Genomic DNA, 14058 nt, shown 5'->3' with positions numbered 1-14058 from the left:
AGTTAGAAATGATTGATATGTAATTGTTGATATACATCGATGATTAATATAAAAATTAAGGAGCCTTTGGGGCTCCTTTTTTATTGTTTGGTTATGCGGCTATTTATTTTTCATCCTGATGTAAAGCATTAAGCATTAAGCATTAAGCATTAAGCATTAAGTCATTTGGGCCACGTTTAGGATTACGCATTCTGGCAATGCTTACATCTTTGTCATTCCGGTAATGCATTTGAGCCGGAATCCAGGTTTTGACTTTGTTTAAGGTGTCCAGTGTGCTTGTGAACACTCCGTGGTTTAGCCCTTTGTAGTTAAATCAAGTACGCGTAATCCACCCACTAAAACGGTCATTTCTGGCACCGTTATGTCAAGTTGGTCTGCTTTATTAACTAACATATCAACAGGCGACTTATAGCTTTACTCTGCGTCAAAGTGGTTCCTAAAACGCTAAAGTAAACTTAAGGTATTTACATCTGTCATCGCTTATATGGCATTACCACACTGGAATTAAATGGCACAGATATAGTAAAACCAACATCTTTAGCGGCATTTTTTATTGTAGCGGTATCCTCTAGAACAGTTAAGTAGACCTGTGATACTTTGTTTTTACGAATGAAGCTGTCTTTGTAGTCTTCTTGAATCGCTTTTAGTGTTGAATCATTCATGCTATCTAACTATCGACTTGATGTACCCGAAGATTAGAATCTGGTGCCAAATGACTAAGCGAAACTAGGGTATAGGAAAGTATCTAAATGGTTCGTCTCACAAAAAGTTCACAACGACTCGTGCCGTCGAAATTCTAATTAAAGTGTGCTTCCTTATGATTCAGCTCACTTATTCTATAAAAAATAGCTAAAGAACATACCCAATATAATATAAAATGTTCAATTTATTTAAGTTTAACTAATTACTTATAAGGTTATGTTGTTGTTTTAAAAGGATTTGATTTTTACATAGAAGTTAGTTACTCTCTATTAATGGATTTTTAGAACATGGAGAGTTAAAAGTGGGACTATTTACAGATCGTAATTATAAGCTTGAAGATGCTGCACATGAACCTGTTATTTACTTAGCTAAGTTAATGGAACTTGATCAATATTCAACTTATATTCGAAGTAATAGCGAAAAAATACTTCCGATATTAATTGGAGTATTACTCTATCGTCAATTAAGTAGACCTGAAAAAAATAAAATTTTACCGATGGCAAATAGCCTAAATAATCCTCAGTTCCTCAATTCGATTCAGGCTTTACTGTCTCAAAATATAGCTAATCCGAACTGGAACAAGTGGTGTTTATCTAACTCTGAATTAAGAGATTACTTCCAACGTAATAAAACTGTAAGTGAGTTTATTGGTACTTGGTTCTTCACAGTTGAACCTAAACTAGAGGTGAGTTTTTTAGCTAGTAGTATTTTTTCAGTGGCAGCATTAGGGGTAAGTGGTTTTGCTCTAGAGGCTTCTGGAGGTGCTGTTACTGAATCGATGGTATCTTCGTTATCAAAAAAAACAGGTTTAAATATTACAAAAAGTTCTGTAAGAGCTTTAGGTAGGAGCACAATCATTGTAATGATTCTAGCAAGCACAATGAAGATGCTGAGTGATAGTGATATGAAATTAGCTAAAAAAGAGCTCTTACGTAGAGGCTTATTGAATGTTGAGGATCTTTAATTGATATTTTGGATAATAGCTTATTTATTTTCTCTATTCTTAGTCTGTGTTCATTCCGTTTCTATAATAAAGAAATTAAAACTAAAACAGAAAATTAATTTTTTTGATAAATCTATTTTCTGCTTCACTTTGTGTTTGAATCTTTTCTCCATTTCAGTATTTTCAATAATATCTTTAGATTTTCTCAATGTTAGTTCTATATTCAAAGTTGCAATAGTCACTTTGAGTGGAATACCTCTATTTATGGTAGTGTTGTTTTCTATGTCGCTCTCAGAAAAGTCGTAAGGGATGGGTTCTGGTGCATAATGTTTTGAAATATAAATTTATTTTATTTATGGGCTTGTTTTTTTCGGCTAACGCTTATACTAGTGCTCTATCTACGATGACTTGTAAGATATTAGTCATTGCAGACACAGATATTGTCAGCAATCAATCAGAGTATGATCATGATATTAAGTATAATTTCCAATTTGAACATAAAAATCAGATTATAAGCGCTACGGTTGGTGTGATTAGACCCGAACATAAGTCCATATTGCTAAATAAACCTGCAAAAGAAATCTCCAGATTTGAAGTTATGGAAAATGCTTATATCGAATACGGAAGAATATTGGAAGAAGAGCTTTTCTATGATGTCAGATTAATATATACACAGAATGGTTCTTGGATCCAACATAATACCAAATTAACCTTTTGGGCGGCACAATTCCCAAGCGTACTCAATAGTCAGACATTATTCGGTTTTTGGTCAATGGCGACCGATGAAGAATTATTTACTATTACATTACTTATATCACCGCAGGCACCAACTTCTGATGAATATGACCTATTAGCCACTGATATAGCAATCGATATCGTCAATCAAATAATAGATCAATGTCAGATTCAATTACTTAGTGATGCAGTTTAATCTATGGCGCTCCGAGAGGGGCAGAGTTAAAGTATCAATTTTTAGCATACCTTATATTAATATATTTCATCAGCAACTCGCTATCGCTTAAATCCGCTTAAAATCCTTATCGAGCAGATTACTGACGAGCAATTGTCCTGCTTGATTGACTCTACATTCGCTATATTTTGCTTGTGCAAATTCCTCTGCTCGGCCTTCTTCAAAGAAAAATGCGTTACCGGCAAGTTTTACTCTGCCGTCACGAATGCGGTACTGAACCAGTCGCTGGGCGGGTGTTAATACCGCGCCACGATAAATGCTGTCGAATTGGGCAATGCGATTGTGGTCGAGAGTGACAATCATAAAGCCATCATGGTTATCGGAGTCTTGCTCGACTGACCAGCTGATCGCAGTCGCAATATCATAATTTAGCTCCATATAGTCGCCTTGCATTAGGGAGCGAGGATCGACGGGGGCCAGTTTGAACAGGATTATATCGCCATTAGCTAACAGCTGTTCTTGTTGATAGATTTTGTAGTTAATCAGGGCAAGTATCACCACTGCCGCAATAATAGCCCAAAGTGACCGCTTACTCAGCTGACGTGGATGGAGCACCCCCATGTTATTCGAGGTCATTATGCTTGCTCCTTATTAAGTGGTCTGGGCACTTGAGCACTTTCAACCATAGCGCTCACTTCAGCCCCATTTTCAGTGATATTGTTAGGCTTATTTTTACGCTTAGCGCGAGTATTTTTACTTATGGCAAATCTGAGCATTAGTAATACTATGCCGCTGGCCATTAACCATAAAGATTTATCAAACAAGTCGATGTGGAGTGAGTAATAATACATGCCGATAAAGGCGAGTAGGGCACATACCGAAATGATGACTAATTTTCGTTCGTTGTAAAAATAGCCCAGCAGGAGCATCAATACTGCGACGCTTAATCCGCTCATGACGATGGAAAGTAGGCCGATTAATATTGTCGCTAGGATCACCATTAACTTGTTGCGAGGACGCACAGTAACAACTCGATTGGTATAGCTATCGGTAGTTAAATTGAGCAGGTTAACAATGTGATTAATCAGCCATAGCGTAGATAACAAGCTTATTGCGATGGCCAAATAGTCACTGATGCTGGAGTTAAATGCCATCAATACGCTGGGTCTTTCTATGATATCGCCCATATCAGATAACATGAAATTGGCGAGGAGCAAATTAATAGCAATGGCATAACCTAACATTCTAAGACGCTGATAATACTGCGGCCATCGATAAACGTGCGACCAGATAACCACTAAACTCAGCAGCAATAATGGCAATATTAATAGCGTGACCTGGTTAATCACTAAGATAGCCAAAAAGCTAGGCACCATGGCTAATGCAGCCACAAATTGGTTGGTTTTATGAGGAATGATAATCCAGTGAATCATAAATGTGACCAGGTAAATAAGTGCAATCAGGGTCTCATTACTAGATTCTAGCCATTCGTAAATCCCCAAAAGCCACATTATTTGTCCGCTTAAGCTAAATGCAAATACCATCTGCAGAATAAACTCTTGCCGATTTGCGCCCAGACGGTAATAAACTAAACAGCTTAGACTTAGTGCGGCACCAAGGCCGATAAACGATTGGTCGATATCGCCAATGATGGATCCACTGACTAGCACACAGGCCAATAAAAACAGCGCCGCAACCCAGCCGCCAATAATTTGCATGGCAATAATGTACCAAGGGCTGGCGAGTGTGGTTTCTGGTATTGTATTAGTGTTTACCAGTTGGTGGTTAACCAGCGTTTGCCATAATGCCGTGGCGTTGAGGTTACTCATCGGTGGCTACCTCAGTTTTAACATCACTATTGCTCGCGTCTTTATGCTCAAGACTTGCCATTTCGCTGAACTGTTTCTGCCATTTTTTTAGCCAATATAAGCTGCCGCTGGTTACACCTACGACTACCATAGCAATCAGAAAAAAACTCGCTATTGAGTCGTTAGATTCTAATAGCGCTCTTGAAAGTAGTGACACAATAGCAGCGCTGATGCTGGTTAATACCAGGGCAAGTGGATATAAGGCGGGGGCGCGATAACGGTACCATATAAATAAGCTAGTCAGGGTGAGTAGGTAAAGTAGCGCATAATAAACAGCATGTTCACTGGCTTCATACTGATAGTTTAAGTCAAAAATGACCCAAATGATTAGCCAGGTAAATGCACTTACGCTAGCAAGTAAACTGCTTTTTTCAACCATGGGGCAGTTAAAGCGTAATTGGCCAGGCCATTTACAGCGTTTAGCTATGGTAAATGCTAGGTGGATGACTAAGTTCGTTACGCCAAAAATAGCGATTTGTTGGATGTCTTCCTGTAAAAAACTAAACACAGAAGCAAAGGATTGAAAATATAGTCCTTGGCTTATATTGATTAAGACCACCAGCAGTAACCACAACAGATCAAAACCTGCGATGTAGGCAAAGGGTAAAATTAACACTGCCCAAATAGCAAATAGTTGCCAAGGATCTGCGCCGGTTTGGTATGTTTGTCCCACCAGGGCCAGTAATGCCCCAAGCATTATGCTGGCACCGAGTAACATGGCATTGGGCAAGCTCCAGCCATAAACATTTTGGCTCTGTTGTTTAAGAGGTTTTTGCGGTGAATGCTGCTTTTTTTGCATGCGGTTAATTAGATAAAACCCACTAATAAACAGAGCAAATAACCCTTCGACTATGGCAAATTTACTCAGGTGCGCTAGTGCGTCCCAATTGAACGCCATGAAAAATATCATCCCAGCGCTAAGTAGCAATACCCCAAGATAGAGTAATATATTGGCAATTAATTGTTGCCAATTTTCTGTGTTTGGGTGTGGATAAGCTACTAACATTGCAGCTTTAAGGTTTGTGGGCTCGATTTTGTTGTCTAAAAACCATTGCCATATGTGTGAACGTTTTTCAATCATCCTTGTTCGTTATCCTTTTTCTGAATCAATAGCCGTCCAAGTTTGCTCGTACTAACTCTAATTCAAGCTCACGTTATTGATATGCAATTTATAGCTATGGAAAAAATCAAACAGCGTTTTAAACATAGCTCATCTGCTGAGTACTTTTCATTAATATTAGCCCTTATCATGAGAGCTTAAACTGGGACTCTTGCCTGACAGATGGCATCGCGAGTGTTGTGTAGACAGTAACCGATATTGATTGCGGCTATCAACGACTATTTTTCGATACGATACTGATTTTGCTATTAATATCATCACAGCTGCCAGCGCTTGGTCTTTGGAGTAGGCAACAAAATGGCAGTAATAGCTTTTATACCTCATATGCGTTACCTGCCGTGATGTAACACTGCGCTGATGTGCATGAGGTTACTGATTAAATCCGTTTTTAAGCCATTGATGAGACATCATTTATATTGGTATCTTTTAGTGGCGACTCACATTTATAGCAGTCGCTATTGAGCATCAGGCTGGTATTGCCTACAATAGCGCACGTTTTATTAACTACAGCACAAGACAATGAACGACACTACAGCTAAACCTGCTTTACCTGATCGCCTTAGCGTTAATCCACGTAGCCCACATCATGTGGAAGCCGTTTTCGAACACGAGATTGGTATTTTACTTAATGGCAAAGAGCGTAATGATGTTGAAGAATATTGCATCAGCGAAGGTTGGGTAAAAGTTGCCTCGCACAAAGCATTAGATCGTCGCGGCCAACCGCTTACGATGACAGTAAAAGGCAAGGTTGAAGCGTTCTATAAATAGAACTGAGCATTATCTCTGAGCCTATTTATTCACTGTGTAAAAAAGCGAACCTGAGAAGGTTCGCTTTTTTGTTAGGCGCTGTAGCTATGTTTTACCGCGGCGATGGCTTCTATTTCATAGCTTGGTCGCTGTGTTAAAGCCCATTACCTGAGTATATGTTGACTCGTTTGCTCATGCTCAAAAACACAGTTGCTCAACACTCTTTATGGCTAAGCATAGCCTTTACTCAAGTCATATAAACGATTTGATAACTCTGATGATGAACTACTGACATTCGCTAATTCAAGCGCATCTTTAGCATTTAAGTCATTACTGACTCTAATGTTTTCGGCTAGTTGGTTAATTTCGCCCGATACGCTTGATTGTTCACTGGCGGCCATCGCAATATGCGAGGTACTGCTACTGATGTCACTAAATACTTCAATAATTTCGTTAAACCCTGCAATTACTTTTTCTGATCGAGCTAAAGATTCTACGGATAAGGACTGTGAGCTGACGATGATGTTCACGCCCTGACTAGCCGATGTTTGCAGCTGCGCGATCATCGCTTCAATCTTACTGGCTGACTCTTGAGAGCGGCCTGCGAGGGTTCTTACTTCATCGGCAACAACCGCAAATCCGCGCCCTTGTTCACCCGCTCTAGCGGCTTCAATAGCTGCATTCAATGCTAACAAATTGGTTTGCTCTGAAATACTCTTAATCACATCTAACATGGTTCCCATTTGCTGGGAGTCAGAAGCAAGACGATTAATTATATCGGCTGTTTTTTGGAGTACTTGTGACAGCTCTTGGTTAGCTTTGCTGTTTTCTTCGACATCAACCATGCGCCGTTGAATAAGCCCTTGGGATTCGTCGACGGTTTCTGATGTTGATTTTGTGTTTCGTGCCACTTCGGCAGCGCTGGCAGACATTTCAGTGATGGCCGCTGCAAGCATGTGGTTTTCTGTGAGTTGTGATTCAGCCCGCTGTTTTAGCATAGAAGACATTTCATTGAGCTGTTTGGCTCTATCTTTGGCTTCTACCGCTTCGTTTGCTATTTGTCCAAGCAAGCCTTTGAGATGTTCACTATATTGATTAACCGCTTGTTTTAATTTACCTATTTCATCATAGCGATCTATCTTGAGAGTTGCAGCAGAACCGCCACTGATTAACATGCGAATTTGCGCAGTGGTCTCATTGACCCATTGCATCACTTTGTTAGCATTAAAAATTAGAATACCAACAAAGAACAGCAGCATGGGAATGAGCGTCGCATATAAACTAAAGCTTAAGTCGCTGATAGGTTTTTGGATAATGGGATCAGGCAAAACAATACCAATTTTCATGCCTTCTTCGGCCATGTCCATTATTGCCAACATAGAACCACTGTCTTCCACTACGCCCTCTGGTAAGTGGATAATGGTCTGGCCGCTGTTGATTGCGCTCAACAGCGGTTGAAGGCTGCTATCTTGGGCGGCGACCTCACTGAATTTTTTCATATCAAGTGATGATGAGCGAATACTTGGAAAGCTGATTATTTGATTGTTTTGGCCCAATACAAAATTAAAACCGCCTGATTCTTGGTTTTGGCGCTTAAATAATTTATCTAAACCCGCTAGCATTAAATCAACGGTTGCGACGCCCCAAAACTTACCTGCTCGATTGATCGCGACAGTACAGGTCACCATAGCAGTGCCACTGACAGGGTCTTCATAAGCTTCAGACCAACCACACTGTCCGGTTTTAAGTGAACGCCCAGCGATATACCAAGCTTCATTGTGATAGCCTGGACCGTCAGGCTTATTGTAATCATCAATTTTGTCTAATTGCCCTGAAGCATTGCGTGCCCAAAAAAAGGACTTTAATGCCACACCAGAGCTAAACGCATTAGGTTCTGGCCAAATCCCACCACCAGCGATATTGCCATTGCCAAATTGGTCAATGATTTTGGGAAATAACGCGCTAAATTGTTGCTCGTCTAGGGGTAAGGTTTCTGCTAATGAGGCTAAGCTTTGGGTTAGCACCGAACCTTTGCTTAGTTCAATTCTAACCTCGTTGACACTGGCTGAAATACGCAGTAATTCTTTCTTTTCAACTTCTTTTTGAATTACCGGTAATGCTAAGGTCTGCATTACGATATAAATAAGCATAATCACTGTGACTAATAAGCCCACACTAAGATACTTTGCTTTTTGTGCAATTAATAACGTTTGCTTTTCCATAAAAGGGTTACCCTACGCGAGCTCGCTGAACCGAATGTTACTTTAACTTTAGTCTAGGTTGTTGGTTTTATGTTAATACTTTAGTTACTATTTTTTACATTTATTGTTATATCGTCATCGACAACTGCCACGCTTAAGTCAACCTTGCCAAGGGGGTGTTACTTTTAGCTCATATTTAGCCGTTGTGGTTGCCTTAGCGTTAAACCACTAAGCCGCATCATGTGGCTGTAATTTTTGAATTTGAGATTTGATATGGGGATGGTGTTTAATGGCAAAGAGCGGACAGATGTTGCAGCAGATTGCAGTAGTAAAGGTTGAGTAAACGTCACCTCGAAAGCATTAAATCGTTGTGGCCAACCGCTTAAGATGACACAGACTTTAAGTAAGGCTTATTCCATCTTCACTAAGTGCTGAAAACAACAGGCTAGCCGTCATGACGGACCTGATATTTATTCACGGAATATTTTTTAACTTTATATACATGAAATATAATAGTTTATTGCTATTTTGTTATTATAACTAATTAGTCTGTTGTAACAGAAATAGCGAGTTCAAAGGTAGTGTCTGTTCATCATGTATTTCATTCCTTTATCTGTAAACAATCTCTGCCAACCATTACAGTGCTTAAACACTGGATGTTGCCCATCATGACTTTCATTCATGTTGAATAGCTGTAGAATCCGCGCCTTGTTTTACCGCTAACCAATATTTGTGTATTTATGATGATAGATCTGGCTTTGCTGCCTTTATATTTAACCACTGTGGTCGCGTTATTGTTAATCCCTGGGCCTGACATGCTGTTGATCGCCAGTTCGAGTTTGAGCTATGGTCGCAAAGTGGGTGTGTATGCCAGCTTTGGTAATGCGACTTCTGGTTTAATTTTAACCTTGCTTGCAGCTATGGGCGTTTCTGCTCTTGTGGCGATGAATCCAATTGCGTTAGAGCTGTTAAGGGTATTGGGCGGAGCGTATTTATTGAAAATGGGCTGGGATTGCATGCGCAGTGGTGCCAGCGATGCGCCCGAGTTTAGCCAGCAAGGTAATGTCGCTAAACTACTTTATCGTCGTGCGGTACTGAGCAATTTACTTAATCCTAAAGCACTGATCTTTTTTGTGTTGTTTCTGCCCCAGTTTGTTTCTACCCAACTCACTGCCAGTTCAGGTGAACAGATGCTTGCACTCGGTTTACTGCTGAACGTAATGGGCTTGACGTTCAATTTGCTGTTGGTGGCATTAGTGGGCAGTTTGGGCAAACCATTGCTGAAAAATGAAAAGTTTCGTGCTTATCAAAATAAGTTTATGGGGATAATATTTTTTGCTTTAGCCATTTGGTTACTGGCATCGCAAGTGCAGAGTATTGCTTAACCATTACGGTTAAAGAGGCCATTAACTAAAAACCACGGTCATTAGCCGTGGTTTTTTGATCTTATTGCTGGCGCATTCACATCGATAATGCATTTGGCGAGCGACGATTTATCGTTATGATCCACTTTTAGCGAGTTTAATCGCCGCTATCTCTTTTTCAACCGCGGCTACCACGGCATGAGGGCTGCTCAGGTATTGTGAATGGTCGATAAAAATAGCGTTATCATTAACTGTCATCACCAATACGGGAAAACCAGTGGTACCAATGATTTGTTGAATTTCTTCTATGCCTTCCAGTACGTATTCTGCATCCATACTGAGCTCATCTTTAAACACTTTATTTGATGGTGATAGCTTAAATTTTTCGACGATGTCATTAAAGTCGTGTTTATTACTAAGCGGATTGCCTTCAATGAAATGGGCTCTTTGTAGCGCATTGAGCACAGCTAATTGCTTGTCAGCTTGTTTGCCCTCTAACCAGGCCATAAAGTTTGCGGTTTTGATTGAGCTTTTAGGGCTGTTTGCGTAGCGAATATGGTCTCGACCAAATTTAAGTCCACTTATTTTTGCCGCTGCTTGCATTTGTTCTTCGCCAGCACTGTCTTTGCCGATGTAATGCGCACTGTGTAATAAGTGAATATTCATTTCTGGATAGGCTTGTTGCAATGCGTTCACCAAAGGTGTGGCGGCATAGCTCCAAGGGCAATGTGAGTCGTAGATAAAATAAAGCTCAGTGGTCATTAAATGAATTCTTGTTTGTGATCAGATGAACTGATCCTAAATAGTTTATCGCTATTATTCAATCAATCCTTGCAGTAATGACGACAACCGATATTGACAGACTGTCGTAGAGTGCTCGATGAGGTTAATACTCATGTACCTGCAATATATTAATAAGTAAGAAACCCAGCAATATCGGCGGTATTGCTGAGTTATACCACCAATGCTTGCGGATCAGGGGCGCGCATGCGATCCCACCATTCTTTGTTGGCAACAATTTGGCCTTGATCATCAATGGCTGGGTAGGGAATTTGCTTGCGTCGACAGGCTTTGGCGTAAACTGGATGACCTTGTTCAAACAACATAGTTTGGCAATAAGCGTGATCAAGTTTGCGGCTGCCGTACATATCGGCTTGCTCACGTTGGCGCTGGGCTTCATACATAACTAATGCTGCCGCTACAGACACATTAAGCGACTGCACCATGCCTCGCATGGGGATGATGATGTGTTGATCGGCCGCTGCAATAGCTTCTGCGCTCACACCATCACGTTCGTTACCCATCACGATAGCGGTAGGTTTGGTGTAATCAATTTCACGAAAATCCACGGCCGTGTTTGAAAAGGTCGTCGTAAGTACCTGCATTTTTTGTGCTTTAAAAACCTGATGAGCTTCTGCAAACGTGTAATGCTTAACCGTATTAACCCACTGTTGGCTACCTGAAGCGGTATTACCTGATACTCGCATATCGATATCTGGCCATACGGCATGAATTTCATGAATACCGACACAATCAGCAGAGCGAAGAACCGCAGCAATATTATTGGTCATATGCACTTTATCAAGGCAAATCGTTAAGTCGACTTGGCGATTATCCAGCATCTGGTTTATTCGGGCAAAACGTTCTGGGCTCATGGGGTAACTCTAGTTGATTTTTCACTCTATTTAACCTTTGCTTGCAGCAAAAAATGCGTTCAATGCAACGAATAAATGAGTAATATTGACAGTAAGATGATTATTTCGGCTGGTATTATAGCGCTAAAATGCCAGTGCTAAAAAGTCATTCATCGCGGTAACACCAAGACTTGCCGATTAATGTAGGCAATAATCACAAGATCGCTTTTTTAATGTATGGTGATAAGTAATAGGTAAATAACTGTTTTTAGCTAACTAAACTCATTTAAGCTAATGATAATAACAAGTAGATTTTACAGCAGGCCATGACTGAAGATATTACCATCCAATTACCTTCACTTATTCATCGAATCGGCGGTGAAAAAGCTAAGCAAGCCAGAGAGATTGCGTTGCAATATCAGTGTGATGTTAAGCGCGTGCGCCGTTCTCGAAATTGGGCCATTACAGGCGAGGCTATAAGTATTCAATCGTTTATAGAGCGATTAAAAACTGACAATGATGCTGGCTTTGGTTATCTAATTCAAAAAATTGCTACAGCGTTACTGGGTCATGCCGACAAGTTAGAGCCATTAGACATAAAGCTTAGGCGTTTAATTCGAGAGAATCCTAATTTGACTTTAGGCGAGCTAATCCAGCTTACCCAGTGCACGTTAGCTGAGGCGAGAGTGGCTCGTTTTGACGTTGACTGTTGATTATTTCAACCGTGTGCTTTCACTTTTTATGCTGAAGGAATGCAATCGTTTTTGATGGTAAACATTGCTGTGGTTTGGGGCTGGAATCGCACGTATTAGTATATTTTCGCTACAAGTTAATCAGATTGTCCTAGTATTGCAGTGGGTATAGTTGAGGCATAGATAAGATCGCAGAAACAAGACCTTTGTGTTTATTCATATGCCCTTGGATAGAAGATTTACAGTATTAATGTGAGCTTTAAATGGTAAACATAAATAAAAGGTGTAACGCAATTTGCATTACACCTTGATGACTATTATTTTTTAAGTCGCTGACGTTTTAAGCTGTCTAGTTATGCTTAAAAACGATATTCAACCCCGATACTCGCTTGTTTGAAATCTGTTTCTGTATCGGAACCGTTAGTAACATTATCTAGGTTAATTTCTGCGTCATACCAAGTGTACTCGGCATTAATTAAAAAACGGTCTGTTACTTTAAACCCGACACCAGCACCGGCAAATACACCTTCATCATCTTTATTACCAGACAACCCGACCACATCATAGTCAGTGGAATACCATAATTGGCCGCCTTTGGCATACAATTCTACTCGATCAGTAATTGGCAGTGTGACTTTTAGGCCTGCGGTATAACCATCTGTTTCAGCACGAGATAAGTTGTTGCCGTAATGACCAAAATCAATATAGCTACCTTCTAGAGCTAAGTATTTATTGAAGCGATAACCTACTAAGCCCTGGAGCACATCATTGTCGTCGTCAAACTCATCATCTCCATCGACTTTCAGGTAACCATAATTAGCGCCGACATAAACACCATTTTCTGCCACATCATTTTTTAAGTCATCAGCTTGAGAATAAGCACTAAAAGATGCTAATGAAATTAGTCCAGCTAAAGTAACAATAGTATTTCTCATAAGGTACTCCTAGTTAATTACGTAAATACATCTAGTACTCTACAAAACGGATGCCAACTTTATAAAAACAATGGAGTAGGGGGATTGCTGTTATCAATTTTTTAATTGAATATCATATGGTTATGCTTTGAGATTTTTTTAGTAAATGAAGTGGAACTGGCTATGCTATAAATAAAGTTGCTTAAATTTTATCTGTTAAACGAGGCGGAAATAGTGCGTAACGGTATATTTTTCTGATTGAATTGTAATTTTTTCATATTAAAAACATAATGTTACGAGGATGTTGTTGGTTTGGTGTGTTATCGTCACTTGTATGATTTGCTGCTGAGTATTTTATAATATGGTTACTTTTCTATAACTGAGCAAATCGAAGTCGTTAATTGGATATGTTGATTTCGCTGTTTAAAGTACAGGTTTGCACAATAGTGCCCAAGTGTGACAATTGAAGAACATGATCGACAACGACAACGATCACTACAAGTCTGATAGTGGAACCATTAACACAATAGGGTTGTATTAAGTTCTTATAAACATAGTAGAAGTGATTTTATGTGGTTTTTTGTTAGCGATTAAGACAGGCCTGAGGTTAATGCTGAATATCAGGTTTGCTGGGGCAATACTGTTTATCGTTATGATTCACTTTTAGCGAGTTTAATCGCCGCTATCTCTTTTTCAACTGCGGCTACCACGGCATGAGGGCTGCTCAGGTATCGTGAGTGGTCGATAAAAATGGCGTTATCATTAACTGTCATCACCAATACAGGAAAACCAGTGGTACCAATGATTTGTTGAATTTCTTCTATGCCTTCTAGTACTTATTTTGCATCCATACTGAGCTCATCTTTAAACACTTTATTTGATGGTGATAGCTTGAATTTTCGACGATATTATTAAAGTCGTGTTTATTACTAAGCGGGTTGCGTTCAATTAAATGGGCTCTTT

At 39.8% G+C, this 14058-nt stretch carries 14 protein-coding genes; 5 read left to right on the top strand and 9 right to left on the bottom strand.

Translation table 11 applies throughout. The features are described 5' to 3' along the window. Nucleotides 1-142: 142 nt before the first annotated feature. Nucleotides 143-286 (bottom strand): hypothetical protein, encoded by a 144-nt coding sequence (locus tag H5164_RS05385; protein ID WP_182755124.1) that lies wholly within the window; start codon nt 284-286, stop codon nt 143-145. Nucleotides 287-473: 187 nt separating this feature from the next. Further along, nucleotides 474-662, bottom strand: a complete 189-nt coding sequence (locus H5164_RS05380) for a hypothetical protein (RefSeq protein WP_182755122.1) — start codon at nt 660-662, stop codon at nt 474-476. A 341-nt stretch (nt 663-1003) separates the two neighbouring features. On the opposite strand from H5164_RS05380, the gene H5164_RS05375 reads away from it, so the two are divergent. Together H5164_RS05375 and H5164_RS05370 are read left to right on the top strand one after the other, a co-directional pair. Continuing rightward, on the top strand, nt 1004-1666 hold the full coding sequence (locus tag H5164_RS05375) for a hypothetical protein (protein WP_182755120.1): 663 nt from the start codon (nt 1004-1006) through the stop codon (nt 1664-1666). Between the two features lie 298 nt (nt 1667-1964). Next, nucleotides 1965-2576, top strand: coding sequence for a hypothetical protein (locus H5164_RS05370; protein WP_182755118.1), 612 nt, complete (start codon nt 1965-1967; stop codon nt 2574-2576). A gap of 87 nt (nt 2577-2663) precedes the next feature. Here the strand turns inward: H5164_RS05370 and H5164_RS05365 are convergent, their stop codons facing one another. From H5164_RS05365 to H5164_RS05355, 3 genes are read right to left on the bottom strand one after another with little or no spacing between them, the layout of a single operon-like run. Further along, nucleotides 2664-3191 (bottom strand): GDYXXLXY domain-containing protein, encoded by a 528-nt coding sequence (locus tag H5164_RS05365; RefSeq protein WP_182755116.1) that lies wholly within the window; start codon nt 3189-3191, stop codon nt 2664-2666. Beyond that, a complete protein-coding gene (locus H5164_RS05360; RefSeq protein WP_182755114.1) occupies nt 3191-4384 on the bottom strand; it encodes a DUF4401 domain-containing protein in 1194 nt (397 codons plus the stop codon). Before H5164_RS05360 ends, H5164_RS05365 begins: the two co-directional genes overlap by 1 nt. Then, nucleotides 4377-5504 (bottom strand): DUF2157 domain-containing protein, encoded by a 1128-nt coding sequence (locus H5164_RS05355; protein ID WP_182755112.1) that lies wholly within the window; start codon nt 5502-5504, stop codon nt 4377-4379. The genes H5164_RS05360 and H5164_RS05355 overlap by 8 nt, the downstream gene beginning before the upstream one ends. 558 nt (nt 5505-6062) lie before the next feature. Between H5164_RS05355 and H5164_RS05350 the strand changes: the two genes are divergently transcribed. Continuing rightward, a complete protein-coding gene (locus tag H5164_RS05350; protein ID WP_124015478.1) occupies nt 6063-6311 on the top strand; it encodes a DUF3297 family protein in 249 nt (82 codons plus the stop codon). A gap of 209 nt (nt 6312-6520) precedes the next feature. On the opposite strand, the gene H5164_RS05345 is transcribed toward H5164_RS05350, so the two are convergent. Beyond that, nucleotides 6521-8512 carry a methyl-accepting chemotaxis protein gene (locus H5164_RS05345; RefSeq protein WP_124015479.1) on the bottom strand — a complete coding sequence of 664 codons (1992 nt, stop codon included), beginning with the start codon at nt 8510-8512 and terminating at the stop codon, nt 6521-6523. A 719-nt stretch (nt 8513-9231) separates the two neighbouring features. Here H5164_RS05345 and H5164_RS05340 point away from each other — a divergent pair. Next, entirely contained in the window at nt 9232-9876 is a 645-nt protein-coding gene (locus H5164_RS05340; protein ID WP_124015480.1) for a LysE family translocator, read from the top strand. A 114-nt stretch (nt 9877-9990) separates the two neighbouring features. Here the strand turns inward: H5164_RS05340 and H5164_RS05335 are convergent, their stop codons facing one another. After that, on the bottom strand, nt 9991-10617 hold the full coding sequence (locus tag H5164_RS05335) for a protein-disulfide isomerase (RefSeq protein ID WP_182755110.1): 627 nt from the start codon (nt 10615-10617) through the stop codon (nt 9991-9993). 191 nt (nt 10618-10808) lie between these two features. Next, nucleotides 10809-11510, bottom strand: coding sequence for a tRNA (guanosine(18)-2'-O)-methyltransferase TrmH (trmH, locus tag H5164_RS05330; RefSeq protein ID WP_124015482.1), 702 nt, complete (start codon nt 11508-11510; stop codon nt 10809-10811). Nucleotides 11511-11815: 305 nt separating this feature from the next. Here trmH and H5164_RS05325 point away from each other — a divergent pair, with 305 nt between their 5' ends. Further along, on the top strand, nt 11816-12202 hold the full coding sequence (locus H5164_RS05325; protein ID WP_182697548.1) for a ribosome recycling factor family protein: 387 nt from the start codon (nt 11816-11818) through the stop codon (nt 12200-12202). 338 nt (nt 12203-12540) lie between these two features. On the opposite strand, the gene H5164_RS05320 is transcribed toward H5164_RS05325, so the two are convergent. After that, the gene (locus tag H5164_RS05320; RefSeq protein WP_182722649.1) at nt 12541-13116 is read right to left on the bottom strand and encodes a porin family protein; all 576 of its coding nucleotides are present in this window, start codon (nt 13114-13116) and stop codon (nt 12541-12543) included. Nucleotides 13117-14058: the final 942 nt, after the last annotated feature.

The organism is Shewanella sp. SG41-3, assembly GCF_014164545.1.
In the GTDB taxonomy this organism is placed as follows: domain Bacteria; phylum Pseudomonadota; class Gammaproteobacteria; order Enterobacterales; family Shewanellaceae; genus Shewanella; species Shewanella vesiculosa.
The sequence above is the reverse complement of the archived record's forward strand: the minus strand, read 5'-3'. Positions and strand labels throughout refer to the sequence as shown.